Genomic DNA, 16,021 nt, shown 5'->3' with positions numbered 1-16,021 from the left:
CCTCACACCTTCTAAGGTATTGAATAGACTTGGTAACTTCGCGAGTTCCGTTAGAATACGGAGCTCCATCGCCTAATAATTAGGCCACAAAAATGTATGCCCAGAGGGCATCCTGATTATTTCGTGAGCAATATTGGCAGTTTGGCTAATTTTCCGGCATGGGTTTTTGACATTCTGCGCGACGGTTGATCGGGGAACTTCGGCTGCCACCTGGTTGCAACATCTTGAAAACGCCGTGTTCCTGGTCCATATGGTGGCGGTGCCCGCGCGAATCGCGGCGCGCCCACGCGAGCTGCGTGTTCAAGTCGTCTCAACGGCTTCTGGCTCGCCTTTGCATCCAACCTAGCCTGATGCCCCAGACACGCGGGTGTCCTGACGCCCTCGTGCGATTCTGGCGATATCCGCCGGGACGACGACTGTTTTATGGAAAGAACGACCTTTTGACCTCCTTTCAGGACTTCGGCCTCGCCGATCCCATCGCCCGTGCGCTGCGAGAAGAAAACTATCTCACGCCCACCCCCATCCAGGCCCAGACCATCCCGCTCGCCCTCACCGGCCGCGATGTTGTCGGCATCGCTCAGACCGGCACCGGCAAGACCGCAGCCTTTGCGCTTCCGATCCTGCACCGCATTCTGGAGAATCGCATCAAGCCGCAGCCCAAGACCTGCCGCGTGCTGGTGCTCTCGCCCACCCGCGAATTGTCGGGCCAGATCCTCGACAGTTTTAATGCCTATGGCCGCCACATCCGCCTCTCCTCGACGCTGGCGATCGGCGGCGTGCCGATGGGCCGTCAGGTCCGCTCCCTCATGCAAGGCGTCGAAGTGCTGGTGGCCACGCCCGGCCGCCTGCTCGACCTCGTGCAGAGCAACGGGCTGAAACTCAACCAGGTCGAATTCCTGGTGCTGGACGAAGCCGACCGCATGCTCGACATGGGCTTCATCAACGACATCCGCAAAATCGTCGCCAAGATGCCGATCAAGCGGCAGACACTGTTCTTCTCGGCGACCATGCCCAAGGATATCGCCGAGCTCGCCGAGGCGATGCTGCGCGATCCCGCCCGCGTCGCGGTGACGCCGGTCGCCTCAACGGTCGAACGTATCGTCCAGCGCATCATCCAGGTCGATTTCGCGGCCAAACCGGCGATTCTCGCCCAGCTTCTGAAGCAAGAACCGGTCAATCGCGCCCTGATCTTCACCCGCACCAAGCATGGCGCGGACAAGGTCGTGAAGGGCCTCGAGCGCGCCGGAATCAGTGCCAATGCGATCCACGGCAACAAGTCGCAGAACCACCGCGAGCGCACGCTGGCGGCGTTCCGCACCGGTGAGATCCGCACGCTGGTCGCGACCGACATTGCCGCGCGCGGCATCGACGTCGACGGCATCAGCCATGTGATTAATTTCGACCTGCCCAACATCCCGGAAAGCTATGTCCACCGGATCGGCCGCACCGCGCGCGCCGGCGCCGAGGGCGTCGCGATCTCGCTGGTCGCGGGCGCCGAGGAGATGGGCTATCTGCGCGACATCGAACGGCTGATCAAGATCACGGTGCCACGGGAAGACCGCCGCACACCAGGTAGCCGCGACGCCGCACCGGCACAGAGCCCGCAGCCGCACCGGGGCGGCCGTTCTGCGCCCCGCGCCCACAATGTCCGTGGGAATGAGGCCGCTCCAGGTGCAAAAGGCCCTCGCCGCCACCGCCGTGGAGGTGGTAACAATGGCGCGCCGCAGACGAACCGGGGCGAGTCGCCGCGTTCGTCGCAGGCTGGCAACAGCGAAAGCATCCAGGGCGTCGCCTTTTTGCATCGCGAGAGCCGGCCAAACACGCAGCCCAACCGCAACAAACGACCGCAGCACTAGCCGTCGCTCGATCTGAGGAAACACATGGCTAAGGAAGAGCTGATCCAGTTCGAAGGACTGGTGACCGAAATCCTCCCCGACGCTCGTTACCGGGTTCAACTTGACGCCGGACACGAGATCGTCGCCTACACCGCCGGCAAGATGAAGAAGAACCGGATCAAGACGTTGGCCGGCGACCGCGTCACGATCGAAATGTCGCCCTACGATCTCGAAAAGGGCCGACTGATATTCCGCCACAAGGACGAGCGTCCGAGTTCACCCGGCGGCCCGCCGCGGGGTGCACCGCCGCGCGGCGGTCAGTTCCGCCGTCGGTAACCGAGGCTTTGCAACTGTTGCGCGCATGACATTCCGATGCCATGCGCAACAATTGGCCGGCGCCCGCGCCGGCCAAAAAATCGCGCACGTCAGGATTGTTTTGAACCGCTCTATCGAATAATATATCGGCCATCGATTTTCGGCCGGACGACATTAGCTATCCACCGGTACAGCCGGTTCAGACGCTGACGACCCTTCCAAAAATTCGATCTCACCACCCCGCCGACCAGCGGGTCTTGAACTTGTATATCTGAGAAGGGACTACCCCCGTGAGCATGGGAACCGTGAAGTGGTTTAACGCGACCAAGGGCTACGGCTTCATCCAGCCGGATGAAGGTGGCAACGACGTGTTCGTGCACATCAGTGCTGTCGAGCGTGCCGGTCTTGGCACTCTGCGTGAAGGCCAGAAGATCTCTTACGAGATCGTAGCTGACCGCCGTTCCGGCAAATCCTCGGCCGACAATCTCCGCGCCGCTGGATAAGCCGATTTCCCGCGAGCGCGACGCTCGAGGAAATTGCCGTCAAGACATCAAAGGCCGCACCTCAGGTGCGGCCTTTTTTGCGGGTGCTATTTGTCGGGATCGGCAGCGACAGCGGCCTACGTCGACGGACAAGGCGGCAGAGGAGACCCCGAGGCGGGCGTCGGATAGATCACGCAATTCGCTTGTCGCGGGCGGGTATAGGCGACGTCGCTGAGCGTGATGCCGGCTTTCGCCATTACATAGCCGACCGTTGGAACGTATTTGTATTTGACTTCGCTGAAGATCAGAGAGGTTTGCGAAATCAATAGTGCCGGTGGGATGATGCTGGTGACGTTGTCACCCACACTGCGGGACGAGGTCGTCAACGTCGCCTGCGTGGCACCGCTGGAAATGGTCGCAGCCTTGGTCCAGATGATCTTCGCGGTCAGCGTGGTATCGATGTAGATCTCCGACAGCGTGGCTTGGGTCGGGCTCGGGTCATAGGGCGTCATGATCCCGACGGCGGCGCTAAAGAAGTTGGTGAGATCACTGTCCGCGACCGAGATCGACTGCGAGGTCAAGTCGGACAATGTGCGCGCCATCAACGTCACCTTGCGGTCGACGGCGACGCCGGACGAGAACTCGACGGTGCCGAAGAACAACAGCAGCATCAGCGGGAGGATAAGGGCGAACTCGACGGCCGCGAGCCCACGCCTGTCGCGCGCGAACCGCCGCAGACCAAGCCAAATCCGCACTCTCTGTCGCATGTTCCGCATCAGAAGGGCTCATTCTTGAAGGCCGCAGTCGCGGTCAGGAGACGTTTGCCGGTGTTCAGGTTGGCGACGTTGAAACCAAGCGAAGTGACAAACAGTGGCCACTGATAGAACAGGCGGACCACGACGATGCTGCCGGCGCCACCGGTACTGTACTGCATGGCCGGAAGGAAGTTTCCGCCCGAATCGATCGGCGGGGTGAGGTTGACTGAACCGAACTGGGACGCGGTGTAGCTGCGCACGTCGATATAGATGCCGTTGGTGCAATCGAACAAGGCACTGATCTGGTTGCAGACGTAGGTCTTGAACTGCGCCTGAGTGCAGGGCGTCGAACAGCCCGTCACCAGGCCGCTCTGCGCCTGACCGGTCATGATCGCGCGCGCGGAATCCTGCGTCACGGTCTCCAGCACCTGGCCGGCAAAGAAGATCATGGCCGTCTCGACGATCGCAAACACCAGCCCGAAAAACAGCGGCGCGATCAGCGCGAACTCCACCGCAGCCGAGCCGCGGGAGTTGCGGCGGAAACGACGCAGGAGGTTTTGGGAGAAACGAGCGGGCAGCGGCATCAACGACCCCGGATGAATGTGGCCGGTAACAGCTACCGGAAACCCATTGTTGAAGTGTTTCGTCGGATCGGGACAGAATGCCCTGTTCCATTAAGCCAATCTTAACCGTGTCGAGATGGCGGCCTGCAATCGACCGCGGCCCCGGCGCATGGATGCACCGGAGCAGGAATGGCTCAATTCGTTGGCTTGGCGGCTGCGGCCGAACCGCTGGCCTGGCTGTTCAGCGTGCCGGCCTGGTCCATTGTTGACTTGAAGTAAGTCTCGCCGTCGCCAAGGGTGATGCGGCGCTGGCAGACCGGCATGCAGCTGTAGGTCTCGCGGTCGATGCCGCGATAGACGGTGACGAGCTGGTCGCTTGGCGGGCCTTCAACCTGGATCTGGCGATCCACCAGCACCTGGCCGGTGCGGTCGAGTGCGATGAAGTTGGTGGCGCCGTAGCCCTTGCCGGTGACGACGACGACGCCGCCATTCTGCAGGGTGACGTCGGCGATCAAGGGGTTGCCGACGACGATCGTCGCGATGCCCGAGGGCAGCCTGACGAGCTTGGCCTGGTCGACGCTGACCGCGATCCGGTCAGGATCTGGCGCGGCCTTGGAGACCGCAGGCCACAGCAACACAGCTGCGGCCAGGAAGACGAATCCAAAACGCGCGATGGCGCGAATACGCTGAGACTGAAACGACATACTCTACCCCGGGACGTTGACTAGCCGGCAAAAGCGATACGCGGCGGACCGGCGCCCGACGGGGCAAATCTGACGGCAATTCATTTAAGAAGAGCAAAAATCGAGGCTTGAATTGCGCGGATGTCACGACTTCCGGAACGGATAGGCCAATTGTCCGGCGATCTCGCTCGGGAAGGCCTTGTCGTCGATGCCGTAATCGTCCGGCAGCCGGCCCGCCGGCATCCGGAAGGTGCCGAACAGGATATCCCAGACCGGAAAAGTGCCGGCGAAATTGCTGTTGCCCCCCTCATCGAGCGAGGTGTGGTGCCAGCGGTGAAAGACCGGCGACGCCAGCAAATATCTGAACGGGCCGAGATCCCAGTTCAGGTTGGCGTGTACGAAAGCGGACAGGAACAGATTGAACGGACCGACCCAGAGCATCGCGCTTGGCGAAATGCCGGCCGTCAGCATCAGGACGTCGACGCCAACCGTGCCGAGCAGAAGATTGACCGGATGGAAGCGCGCGGCCGAAATCCAGTCGACATCTTCCGACGAGTGGTGGACCGCGTGATATCGCCAGAAGCCGCCGCGATGAAACATGCGATGCAGCCAGTACATCACGAAGTCGGAGATCACGAGGAACAGCATGGCCTGCAGCCAAATCGGCAGCGTCGACAGCGGCCCGTGGCCGTTGTCATAGAAGGCAACCAGTTCGGCGGAGTCGCGGATGCCGAACACGAGGCCGGCGATGACAACCAGAAGCCCGATGCGAAACACGCGGGCAAACAGCGGCACCAGGAACCAGTAACAGAGGTCGGTGACGATCTCGCGCTTGCGCCACCAGGGCCGGCCGGGATTGCAGGCCCAGACATGCGCCAGCACCGTGAACACCAGCGCGAGTGCGATGGTGGCGGGCACCATCTGGATCAGCGTCTGGCCGAGCATCTCGGCGATCTGGACTGGCAGGCTCACTATCATCGTCCCATCGGCGGCGATCGCAACGAGCCGAAAATGCGCTCGCCCATGCCCCTGACCATAGATCAGGCGACCGACCGCGTCGCCATCTGCGAGCGCGCTCCACGATTATAGCAATCTTAAGATTCCCGCTCCAGCTTCTGCGCAGCCAAAAAGACGAGGGACATCACGTGTCGTCGATATCCGGGATCGAGAAACGCAACGCCACTTCCGGCATCCGCGGTCGGACCGTCAATCTGGCGGGGATTCGAGACGCCCTGGGACGCTGGCTCATGTTCAGCGACTATGGCGCCGTCGCGCAGCGGCACATGGCGGTCGTCTGGTCGTGCGTCCTGGGCTACGCCATTGTCGACGTGATCTGGCTGCAAGGCTCGCGGATTTCATTTGCACAGGCGAACTGGGCGATCATCCTGAAATGCGTCGGTTTCAGTGCGTTCGCCGGTATCTTCCTCGCTGTCGCATCCAGCCGTCTTGCCGGAGACGAAAGACGTCCGGCAGTTCTGCTGCGATACGTTCTGCATCTGACCGAATTGCTGTGGCGCACGTTCCTGCCTATTGGCGCGCTGCTGGTCGGAGGGGTTACCCTGAGCTATCTGATCACCGCCGCGGACCTGCCCTTGAGGGACAACGTCCTGGCGGATGTCGATCACCTGCTTGGCTTCGACTGGCCGAGCTTTCTGCAGGCAACGAACGCCAGCCCGTTCATCGTGAAGGTGTTGGCCAAGGCCTACGACGCCACAGGTCCCGCCTCCGACGTGGTCGTGATGTGGCTCGTTTTGCGGCGCCGTGGAGACAGGATCACGGAATTCATGGCCGTTCTGAGCCTGAGCACCATCGCGGTGTGTATCGGCATGGCACTGGTTCCGGCCGCAGGCGCCTTCGCGTATTTCGAGCCCGCTCCGCAGGAATTCGCAAACTACTCGGCAGTCGTGGGCCCGATGTGGCCCTTTGTGCACACCTTCCTCATACTGCGCGATGGAACACTCTCCGTCATCGACCTCACGGCACCCGACGGTATCGTCAGCTTTCCGTCGTTTCACACCATGCTGGGTCTCATGACGATCTACGCCGCGCGCGATACGCGCTGGCTCATGATCCCAGTAGCAGTCGTGAACGGAACGATGTTCCTGGCAACGATGCCCGTGGGGGGCCATCACCTCGCCGATGTCCTGGCCGGTGCCGCCCTGACCACTGGCGCAATCCTCCTGGTCCGGCTCCAGAACAGGTCGACGCCGGCGCGCGAACGGGATGCGGAGCGAGCCGGCGCCTGATCGATTGGACGTCTATCGCGTCGGCAGCTTCACCATCGGCAGCGCGCGGCGAAGCACGAGCGCGATGAGCGTCACCGTCAACAACGGGGCCAGCCGGCTCGGGGCAAACAGAAGCGGCGGGCTGATGATCGGCACAAGCCAGATCATGAACATCAGGGTCCAGCACCACAGCGGCTGCGAGCGGCCTTGCGCCATCAACCAGTAAGCCGCCGCGACCACTAGCAGCACCTGATCGTAAGGCCCGGAATGCGGTGCGGCGAGGACGGTGGCCGCGAGAAACACGGCCGTCTTCTCCATCGTGCTCAACCGCGAGCGGAACGCGAGAACAACGGAGCCAGCCGCAAAGATCGTTGCGAGGAGCTGGATCGCCGATGCCAGCTGCTGTGGGGCGCCAAGCAGGCTGGCGCAGGCGTAGACGCTGTTGCCCCACAGGCGGCCATACTCGATCCACTTCGCATCGGGGTTGACCAGATTCTCGGTCATGAGGGGAAGCCAGCGAAGCCACAGGTCCCAGCCGAAGATCAAGCCGCTCGCAACCGCCAGGGCCAGGGCAGACAGGCCGGCCGCCCATAGCGCACGCCACTGCCCGGCCGCGATCAGGGCCAGCGGGACCAGAATGCAGAACTGCGGCTTGAACGTCAGCAGTCCCATCGCCAGCCCGCAGAGAACCGGACGCTGCTCGAGAAGGCCCAGTCCGGCAACGATCAGCGCGACGACCAGAAACACGGCCTGGCCATCCATCACGTTGATGGCGGACGCCGGACACAGCAGGGCCATCACCAGAAGGACTCCGGAGGATCCCGGGCCCGCCGCATTCAACCGCAATGCGGCCGCCATCAGGGCCGCACTGACCACCTGAAACGCCACATAGGAACCAAAGAACCCCAGCGGCGCGAACGGCAGCAGCAGCACGAGAAAACTCGGCGGATAGGCCCATGGCCGGAATTCGAGCGGCTTGGAGAGCCAGTCCGCAAATGTAGCGTTGAGGAACGCCGTGAAGCGATCGCCGTCGAAGACCAGGGACGCGTGACCATCCAGGACCGAGCGGATCGCCCCGTAGAAAACCATCCAATCGGTACCGAGCGTATTGTAGTCGAGTCCGATCCTGCCGGGATATGGAACTGTCGTGGCGAGGATCACCCACACATAGACGGACATCACCAGGCCAACGATGAGCACGGCCGCGGGCGGCCGCAGCAGGCCTTGCCTGTCGTCAATTGCCGCGTCTGCTGAACTCATATCCCGTCCTGTCAGTTGGCAACGCGCACATGCACCACCGCGTTGTCATCCGTGTAGACGCGCTGCCAGCCGGCTGTGCGGTCCAGCAGCTGGACCGCAGGCGTCGACGGCTGCAGCAACACCGCGTCGATGTCGTAGGTCCGGAGCAGACCGATGAAGCCGTCGACATCCTTGAGCTGGAGCGCGCGATAATAGGCGACGTCGAATGTCTCGCCGTAAAGCTCGGCGCGCCCGTCGACGAACACCGGCACCTGGCGCCAGATCAGATAGCCGCCGAACGGAAGGTCGTTGAGCACCCGCTTGACGTTGTAGGCCTTCAGGACGTCGACTGCGGCCGCAGGCGACTGGACGGCCGGGGGCGCGATGCGCGCGCTCATCGCAACGGCCGAGGTCAAGGCGCACAGCGCCGCGAGCAGCGCCACCGCCGGCACCGCCCTCAGCCGGGCAACGCCCGCAGCCTGCAGGCCGAACTGGGTCGCCACCGGCGCGAGCACGACCAGCGGCAGCAGCAGCGCGAAAATCTCGACGTTCCGGACGTGGGACAGCGCCATGTACAACAGGCCGAGCACCAGGGCGACCCGCGGCGGCGGCAGCCGCACGCCGCTGGAGAGCGCGGCACCGATCAAGGCGAGAACGGCCAGCTGGAACGCGCCGAAGCGGCCGAAATCCACCGGCATCCATTCCCCGATGAGACGCAGAAGCTCACCGAGGCCAAGGATTTTCAACGCGGCAAGGATCGAGCCCCAGCCATAGGGCGTCACGCAGCAGGCAGCGAGCGCGCCGATCCCGAAGGCTATCCAGCGCAGCGCAAGCGACGGTCTTTGTGCCGACGTGGCGTTCCACATTGCGTCGAGCGCGAATGCGCCGACCAGCACGAGGCCGAACAGAAATCCGCCGTGCAGATTGGTCCAGAGCGCAATCAGCGGCAGCAGCCAGAACGACGGCGGCTCGCGGCGTTCGCTGGCAGTCATCAGGCCGTTGGTCCAGGCGATCATCACCGGCAGCACGAGCACATGCGGACGGGCCAGCAGATGGCCGGTCGACAGCTCCAGCGCCGCCAGCGCGACGACGCTCGCATAGGTCGCCGGCATCTTGCGGCCCAGAATGGCGGTGAGCTGCGCACACACAGTGGCTATACAGATCGCGGCCAGCGCCACGGGCCCGGTCCAGCCGGCGAGATCATAGGCCTTGGCGTACAGGACCTGCGCAAGCCAGGACGACGACATCCACTGTTCGCCGGCCCGGGTGAACGAATAGATATCGACCGACGGCACGGCGCCGTGATCGAGGATCCAGCGGCCTATGGCGATTTGCCAATAGGTATCGGAATCGACGAGGAGCTGGCTGCCGGTCACCAGCAGCAGCCCATAGACGCCGCACCCCATCCACAACCAGGCGGGCACCTCGAAGACGGAGGCTCTCTCGCGTGGGATGGTTGCGGTCTCCGAGCTCATGGCGGCGCAGCCCGGCCAATCAGATCATTGACGGAACGGATAGGCCAACTGTCCGGCGATCTCGGTCGGGATCGCCTTGTCGTCGGCACCGTAGGTCTCCGGCAGCACATTGTTGGGCATCCGGAACGTTCCGAACAGGATATCCCAGATCGGGAACGTGCCCGCAAAGTTGGTGTCGCCGCCCTCCTCGAGGGAGGTGTGATGCCAGCGATGGAACACCGGTGTCGCGATCACATATTTGAACGGGCCGAGCGTCCAGTTCAGGTTGGCGTGGACGAACGCGGAGTGGAATGTGGTGAAGGGACCAACCCACAGCATGATGTTCGGCGAGATGCCGGCCATCAGCAGGATCACATCGACCGTGATTGTGCCGATCAAGAGGTTGACGGGATGGAAGCGCGCCGCCGAGATCCATTCGAGATCTTCGGAGGAATGATGGATGGCATGGTACTTCCAGAAGCCGCCGCCGTGGAACATCCGGTGCAGCCAGTACAGCATGAAGTCGGAGGCAACCAGGAAGATGATCGCCTGCAGCGCGAGCGGCAGCTGCGACAGCGGGCCATGTCCATTGTCGTAGAACGCGATCAGCTCGTCGGCGCCATGCACGTTGAAGACGGCAGCCGCGCCCACCACCAGCAGGCCGATGCGGAGCACGCGGGCGAACACCGGCACGAAGAACCAGTAGCAGATGTCGGTGACGAGCTCGCGCTTCTGCCACCAGGGCTTGCCGGGGTTGCAGGCCCAGAAGTGGGCCAACACCGTGAAGACGAGCGCCAGCCCGATCGTGATCGGCGCCACCTTCATCATCGTCTGACCCATCATCTCGATGACTTCAAGGGGCAGCGTGGACATGGTAGCCTCGTTCAATGACAAGTTTCTTTTAATAGCAAGTCTCTTGCCTATCGGCTTCCGCTTAAGGAGCTGTGAATCCGGACCGGCCGGACATCCGCTCAAGACAGTATTCGGCAATTTGTTCATGCGGCTTAATGCCAAATTTACTGTGCGCAACAACTGCGGGTTCCCCCCGACTTTGCGCGATCAAATTAACTGCGCCGCAATTGTCGAACCTTAGGGTGCCCGCATGGTCACGGTGCTGAGAACGCCGGCCAGACCAGATCTAGTTCGACCAGCCACGTGTACACAGGAGTCATTTATGAAGAATCTCGTTTCGCGTTTCGTGAAGGACGAATCCGGCGCGACCGCCATCGAGTACGGTCTGATTGCGACCGGCATCGCGATCGCGATCATTGCCGCCGTCAACGGCGTCGGCAAGGCGCTGTCCACCACCTTCACCTCGATCTCGACCTCGCTCAGGTAAGCGGGTTTCTACGAATTCGCCTCAAAGGTCCCGGTATCCCCGGGACCTTTGCTATTTGCGGACGATCCTTTCCCGATTGTTCACCATTGGCCGCTAGCGTCGGGTCTCGACCTCAGCTCCAGCTCGACGGCGTTTCATCCATGATCCTCGACATCGCGCGCTTGATGCTGTTTCCGGCCCTGATGGCATTCGCGGCGGCGAGCGATCTCCTCACCATGACGATTCCGAACCGGGTCTCGCTGGCGCTGCTGGCGGGCTTCGTCGTCATGGCGCCGCTGACCGGGATGAACGTCCACGACGTCCTCAACCATGCCGGCGCCGGTGCGCTGGTGCTCGTGGTGGCGTTCAGCATGTTCGCCATGGGATGGGTCGGGGGCGGAGACGCCAAGGTCGCGGCAGCCATCGGCCTCTGGTTCGGGTTCGACCATCTGCTCGACTATCTGGTCCTGGCGTCGCTGTTCGGCGGCGCGCTGACCGTGCTGCTGCTGCAGCTCAGGCAGTGGCCGCTGCCCTACGCCTTCACGTCCCAGCCCTGGCTTACCCGCCTGCACGACAAGCAGACCGGGATTCCCTACGGCATCGCGCTCGCCCTCGGCGCGTTGATGATCTATCCGGACACCGACTGGATCAAGACGATCGACCTCGCGCACTTCGCCATGCGCTGACGGCCCGCGGGTAACCACCCGTTAAGGCGATTTAGATACGCCTCATTAACCATGCTTTGACGAATAGCTGGTCAACTCCCATCACAGCGGCGGCAGCGTCGCGGCGTCATGTGGAAAGTGAAGCGTAATGAATACCGCCCGCATTCTGGTCCTGGCTATCGCAGGCTGCGCCGGCCTCGCGGCCCTCTATCTGGCGAGCGGAAGCGACAACAAGCCGGCCCCCGCCCCTGCGGTCGCGCAGCTGCCGACGGTCGACATCCTGGTCGCACGGTCCGACATCGGCCTCGGCCAGACCGTGAAGCCTGACGATCTGCAGTGGCAGACCTGGCCCGCCGCCACCGCCAGCAGCAGCTTCATGCGCAAGGACGCCAACGCCGACGCTATCAAGGACATCACCGGCTCGATCGCGCGCGCTCCGTTCATTCAGGGCGAGCCGATCCGCGAGCAAAAGCTCGTCAAGGCCGACGGAAGCGGCTTCATGGCCGCAATCCTGCCGACCGGCATGCGCGCGGTATCGACCGAAATTTCCCCCGAGACCGGTGCCGGCGGCTTCATCCTGCCGAACGACCGGGTCGACGTCCTGCTATCCAAGCGGGACAAGAACCCGGACCGCAGCGGCGCCGACATTGTCAATTCCGAGGTCATCCTGACCAATGTCCGCGTGCTCGCGATCGATCAGGCCCCCAAGGAGAAGGACGGTACCAACGCGCTGGTCGGCAAGACCGTGACGCTGGAGCTGAAGCCCGAACAGACCGAGACATTGGCGCGCGCGCGCCAGAGCGGAACGCTGTCGCTCGCGCTGCGCAGCATCGCCGACGTCAACCAGGTCGACGTCAAGGGCGATGACAACCGCACCAAGCGCGGTGAGACGGTGAACGTCATCCGCTACGGCGTTGCAAGCCAAGCGACGATGCAGAAGTGACGATGAGGGCACACGAGATGACGTGCAGGGTAACGCAACGGACGATGCGGGCATTCACGATCCGCGCGCTGTCGTTTGCGGCGGTCGCGGCGCTTACGCTCAACCCGGCATTGAGCCCGGTGGTGGCGAGCGACTACCGCGTCGCCGCGCCCGCGCCCGCGCCCGCAGCTTCCGACGGCCAGATGAATGCGCGCTTCCTGGCGCTCGGCATCGGCAAATCTGTAGTGATCGACCTGCCGCGGGACATCAAGGACGTACTGGTCGCCGATCCCAAGATCGCCAATGCCGTGGTCCGCTCGGCGCAGCGCGCCTACATCATCGGCGCCACCGTCGGCCAGACCAACATCGTGTTCTTCGACGCCGCCGGCCAGCAGATCGCCGCCTACGACATCGCCGTCAAGCGCGACCTCAACGGCGTACGCGCCGCGCTCAAGCAGGCGATGCCCAATGCCGATATTCAGATCGAGGGCGTCGGCGACGGCGTCATGCTGACCGGAAGCGCGGCGACCCCGATCGAGGCGCAGCAGGCCGCCGACATCGTCGCGCGGCTCGCCGGCAGCGCCGACAAGGTCGTGAACTCCATCTCGGTTCGGGGCCGCGACCAGGTGATGCTAAAGGTCACCGTCGCCGAAGTCTCGCGCAGCCTGATCAAGCAGCTCGGCATCGACCTCACCGCCAACCTCAACTACGGCACGGCAGTGGTGAAGTTCGCCAACAGTAACGCGTTTACCGCCAACAACGGTCCGCTCGCATCCGGCAATGCCATCACCACCGCGTTCGGCAGCACGCCATCGGTGTCGGCGACGATACGCGCCATGGAAAGCGCCGGTGTCATACGGACACTCGCCGAGCCAAACCTGACCGCGATTTCCGGCGAAGCGGCGACCTTCATCTCGGGCGGCGAGTTTCCAATTCCGACCGGCGTGACCTGCCAGACGACGACGTCGGGCGCGATCGGACAGTGCGTTCAAACGGTCAGCTTCAAGAAGTTCGGCATCTCGCTCAACTTCACGCCGGTGGTGCTGACCGAGGGACGGATCAGCCTGCGGGTGATGACGGAAGTGTCCGAAGTGTCGAGCGACAACGCGCTGACCGGCGGCCAGGGCGGAACGACGATTCCCTCGATCAAGACCCGCCGCGCCGAAACCACGCTGGAAATCCCCTCCGGCGGCTCGATGGCGATGGCCGGCCTGATCCAGGACCAGACCAAGCAGGCCATTAACGGTCTGCCCGGACTGGCGGAGCTGCCCGTGCTCGGGACGCTGTTTCGCAGTCGTGACTTCGTCAACAACCAGACCGAGCTGATGGTGCTGGTGACGCCTTACATCGTCCGCGCGGTAGCCCAGAAGGATCTCTCGCGTCCGGATGATGGCTTCGCCAACGCCGCCGATCCGCAGGCTGACCTGTTGGGCAGCATCAATCGGATCTACGGCGTACCTGGCCGCACCGAGCCGGCGCGGAATTACCGCGGCACTTACGGCTTCATCACTGACTGAGGCGGGACGATGACACAGACGACATCCACAATACCCGCCGAACGCAAGCGCGCCCTTGGTCTCGCCGGCGCACTCGTCGGCTTGGCCGTGACGCTGGGCGCCTGCCAGCACACCTCTGATGACAGCCTCGCGATGGTGAACGCGCCGGCCGACTATCGGCAGCGTCATCCGATCGCGGTTACCGAGGCCGATCGCTCGATCGTGGTCTTTGTCGGCCGCGGCCGCGGCGGCCTGACCGCCGAGCAGCGCGCCGAGGTGACGGGGATGGCGCAGGACTGGATGCGCGAGGGTACCGGTGCCGTCAGCGTCGACGTTCCCGTCGACACCGCGAACGCACGCGCCGCCCAGGATTCGCTGCGCGAGATCCAGGCCACCTTCGCCGCCGTCGGTGTGCCGCCGCGCGGGATTCTGGTTCGCAAATATCATCCCGAGGATCCGCGCCAGATGCCGGCGATCCGGGTGAACTATCCGAGGATCACGGCGGTCGCCGGGCCGTGCGGCATCTGGCCGGAAGACCTCGGCACGTCGGTCCATAACCCGTCCTATCTCGAGAACAAACAGTATTACAATTTCGGCTGCGCCAACCAGCGCAACCTCGCATCCATGGTCGAGAATCCAGCGGACCTCGTCCAGCCGCGCGCGGAGACCCCGGCCTATACGCCGCGACGTGGCATCGCCTTTGAAAAATATCGCAAGGGTACCGCCACCGCGACGGCCTATCCCGAGTCCGACAAGGCCAAACTCAGCGACACAGGCAAATGATCACCTACGCGCAGCAAAACTCCGACCAGCAGACGGACGTCACGCCGCCGGCCGCGGACGATCATATTGCGCCGGCGCCGCGGGTTTCGGTCCAGGCGTTCTGCGAAACGGTCGAGACCGCTGCCGCCGTACAGTCGGCGGGCGAAGACCGCCGGCTGGCCAAGGCCCATCTCAAGATCCAGATGGGCGGCATGGCGGCCGCCGTCGAGGCCTACCGCTCGGCGCCGACGCCCAACGTCATCATCCTCGAGACCGAAGGCCGCAACGACGTGCTGACCGGCCTCGATCACCTCGCCACGGTCTGCGACGCGGGTACCCGCGTGATCGTGATCGGCAAGATCAACGACGTCACGCTGTATCGCGAACTGGTCCGCCGCGGCGTCAGCGACTATGTGATCGCGCCGGCCCACACGATCGACGTGGTGCGCGCGGTCTGCAACCTGTTCTCGGCACCGGAGGCCAAGGCCGTCGGGCGCGTCGTCGCGGTCGTCGGCGCCAAGGGTGGCGTCGGTTCCTCGACGATCGCCCACAACGTCGCCTGGGCGATCGCCCGCGACCTGGCGCTGGATTCGGTGGTCGCCGATCTCGATCTCGCATTCGGCACCGCGGGCCTCAACTACAACCAGGACCCGGCGCAAGGCATCGCCGACGCGGTGTTCTCGCCCGACCGCGTCGACACGGCCTTCGTCGACCGCCTGCTGTCGAAATGCACCGACCATCTGAGCCTGCTGGCGGCGCCGGCGACGCTCGACAAGGTCTACGATTTCGGAGCCGAGGCGTTCGACTCGATCTTCGATACGCTGCGCACCACGATGCCCTGTATCGTGCTCGACATTCCCCACCAATGGTCGGGCTGGACCAAGCGGGCGCTGATCGCTGCCGACGATATCCTGATCGTGGCGGCGCCCGACCTCGCCAATCTGCGCAATGCCAAGAACATGTTCGACCTGCTGAAGGCGGCCCGGCCGAACGACCGCGCACCCCTGTACTGCCTGAACCAGGTCGGGGTGCCGAAACGTCCGGAGATCGCGGCCAGCGAATTCGCCAAGGCGATCGAAAGCCCGCCGATCGCTACCATCCCGTTCGATCCGCAGATCTTCGGTTCGGCCGCCAATAACGGCCAGATGATCGCGGAGATCGCCGCCAATCATCGTGCGGTTGAGATGTTCCTGCAAATGGCGCAGCGGCTGACAGGCCGCGGCGAGACCAAGAAGCCGAGGGGGTCATTCCTGTCGCCCCTGCTCGAAAAGCTGCGGTCCAAGTAACGGCCCGCCTGGAGTCAAGAC

Annotated in this window: 17 protein-coding genes; 10 read left to right on the top strand and 7 right to left on the bottom strand. The window is 63.6% G+C overall.

Features of this window, described 5'->3' with window-relative positions; genetic code table 11:
* The first annotated feature begins 440 nt into the window (after positions 1-440).
* The 3 genes from UP09_RS26080 (at position 441) to UP09_RS26070 (ending at position 2,653) form a co-directional block, all read left to right on the top strand.
* Positions 441-1,856 carry a DEAD/DEAH box helicase gene (locus UP09_RS26080; protein ID WP_044541126.1) on the top strand — a complete coding sequence of 472 codons (1,416 nt, stop codon included), beginning with the start codon at positions 441-443 and terminating at the stop codon, positions 1,854-1,856.
* A 24-nt stretch (positions 1,857-1,880) separates the two neighbouring features.
* Positions 1,881-2,171 carry a translation initiation factor IF-1 gene (gene infA, locus UP09_RS26075; RefSeq protein WP_044541125.1) on the top strand — a complete coding sequence of 97 codons (291 nt, stop codon included), beginning with the start codon at positions 1,881-1,883 and terminating at the stop codon, positions 2,169-2,171.
* A 269-nt stretch (positions 2,172-2,440) separates the two neighbouring features.
* Complete coding sequence (locus UP09_RS26070) at positions 2,441-2,653, top strand: cold-shock protein (protein WP_016842648.1); 213 nt, start codon at positions 2,441-2,443, stop codon at positions 2,651-2,653.
* A 116-nt stretch (positions 2,654-2,769) separates the two neighbouring features.
* Here UP09_RS26070 and UP09_RS26065 read toward each other — a convergent pair whose 3' ends face one another.
* The 4 genes from UP09_RS26065 to UP09_RS26050 form a co-directional block, all read right to left on the bottom strand.
* A complete protein-coding gene (locus tag UP09_RS26065; protein WP_044541247.1) occupies positions 2,770-3,399 on the bottom strand; it encodes a TadE/TadG family type IV pilus assembly protein in 630 nt (209 codons plus the stop codon).
* Positions 3,400-3,407: 8 nt separating this feature from the next.
* Positions 3,408-3,971: a TadE/TadG family type IV pilus assembly protein gene (locus UP09_RS26060; protein WP_044541124.1), complete on the bottom strand. Its 564-nt coding sequence runs from the start codon at positions 3,969-3,971 to the stop codon at positions 3,408-3,410.
* Between the two features lie 173 nt (positions 3,972-4,144).
* Positions 4,145-4,654, bottom strand: coding sequence for a pilus assembly protein N-terminal domain-containing protein (locus UP09_RS26055; protein ID WP_044541123.1), 510 nt, complete (start codon positions 4,652-4,654; stop codon positions 4,145-4,147).
* Between the two features lie 123 nt (positions 4,655-4,777).
* Positions 4,778-5,608, bottom strand: coding sequence for a sterol desaturase family protein (locus UP09_RS26050; protein ID WP_082070294.1), 831 nt, complete (start codon positions 5,606-5,608; stop codon positions 4,778-4,780).
* 170 nt (positions 5,609-5,778) lie between these two features.
* On the opposite strand from UP09_RS26050, the gene UP09_RS36435 reads away from it, so the two are divergent.
* On the top strand, positions 5,779-6,879 hold the full coding sequence (locus tag UP09_RS36435) for a phosphatase PAP2 family protein (RefSeq protein WP_052833208.1): 1,101 nt from the start codon (positions 5,779-5,781) through the stop codon (positions 6,877-6,879).
* Between the two features lie 12 nt (positions 6,880-6,891).
* Here the strand turns inward: UP09_RS36435 and UP09_RS26040 are convergent, their stop codons facing one another.
* The 3 genes from UP09_RS26040 to UP09_RS26030 are packed head-to-tail and all read right to left on the bottom strand — an operon-like array spanning position 6,892 to position 10,424.
* A complete protein-coding gene (locus tag UP09_RS26040; protein WP_082070282.1) occupies positions 6,892-8,118 on the bottom strand; it encodes a glycosyltransferase family 87 protein in 1,227 nt (408 codons plus the stop codon).
* Positions 8,119-8,129: 11 nt separating this feature from the next.
* Positions 8,130-9,572, bottom strand: a complete 1,443-nt coding sequence (locus tag UP09_RS26035) for a hypothetical protein (protein ID WP_044541122.1) — start codon at positions 9,570-9,572, stop codon at positions 8,130-8,132.
* 24 nt (positions 9,573-9,596) lie between these two features.
* On the bottom strand, positions 9,597-10,424 hold the full coding sequence (locus tag UP09_RS26030; protein WP_044541121.1) for a sterol desaturase family protein: 828 nt from the start codon (positions 10,422-10,424) through the stop codon (positions 9,597-9,599).
* 301 nt (positions 10,425-10,725) lie between these two features.
* Here UP09_RS26030 and UP09_RS26025 point away from each other — a divergent pair, with 301 nt between their 5' ends.
* The 6 genes from UP09_RS26025 (at position 10,726) to UP09_RS26000 (ending at position 16,000) form a co-directional block, all read left to right on the top strand.
* On the top strand, positions 10,726-10,890 hold the full coding sequence (locus tag UP09_RS26025; protein WP_044541120.1) for a Flp family type IVb pilin: 165 nt from the start codon (positions 10,726-10,728) through the stop codon (positions 10,888-10,890).
* Positions 10,891-11,030: 140 nt separating this feature from the next.
* Entirely contained in the window at positions 11,031-11,555 is a 525-nt protein-coding gene (locus tag UP09_RS26020; protein ID WP_044541119.1) for an A24 family peptidase, read from the top strand.
* Positions 11,556-11,682: 127 nt separating this feature from the next.
* Positions 11,683-12,477: a Flp pilus assembly protein CpaB gene (cpaB, locus tag UP09_RS26015; RefSeq protein WP_044541118.1), complete on the top strand. Its 795-nt coding sequence runs from the start codon at positions 11,683-11,685 to the stop codon at positions 12,475-12,477.
* 44 nt (positions 12,478-12,521) lie between these two features.
* A complete protein-coding gene (locus tag UP09_RS26010) occupies positions 12,522-13,973 on the top strand; it encodes a type II and III secretion system protein family protein (protein ID WP_082070281.1) in 1,452 nt (483 codons plus the stop codon).
* 9 nt (positions 13,974-13,982) lie between these two features.
* Positions 13,983-14,735, top strand: a complete 753-nt coding sequence (locus UP09_RS26005) for a CpaD family pilus assembly protein (RefSeq protein ID WP_044541117.1) — start codon at positions 13,983-13,985, stop codon at positions 14,733-14,735.
* The gene (locus tag UP09_RS26000) at positions 14,732-16,000 is read left to right on the top strand and encodes a CpaE/TadZ family protein (RefSeq protein ID WP_044541116.1); all 1,269 of its coding nucleotides are present in this window, start codon (positions 14,732-14,734) and stop codon (positions 15,998-16,000) included. Before UP09_RS26005 ends, UP09_RS26000 begins: the two co-directional genes overlap by 4 nt.
* Positions 16,001-16,021 lie beyond the last annotated feature (21 nt).

It is taken from the genome of Bradyrhizobium sp. LTSP885, assembly GCF_000938305.1.
Taxonomy (GTDB): domain Bacteria; phylum Pseudomonadota; class Alphaproteobacteria; order Rhizobiales; family Xanthobacteraceae; genus Bradyrhizobium.
This window is presented reverse-complemented; position numbering and strand designations above follow the sequence as displayed.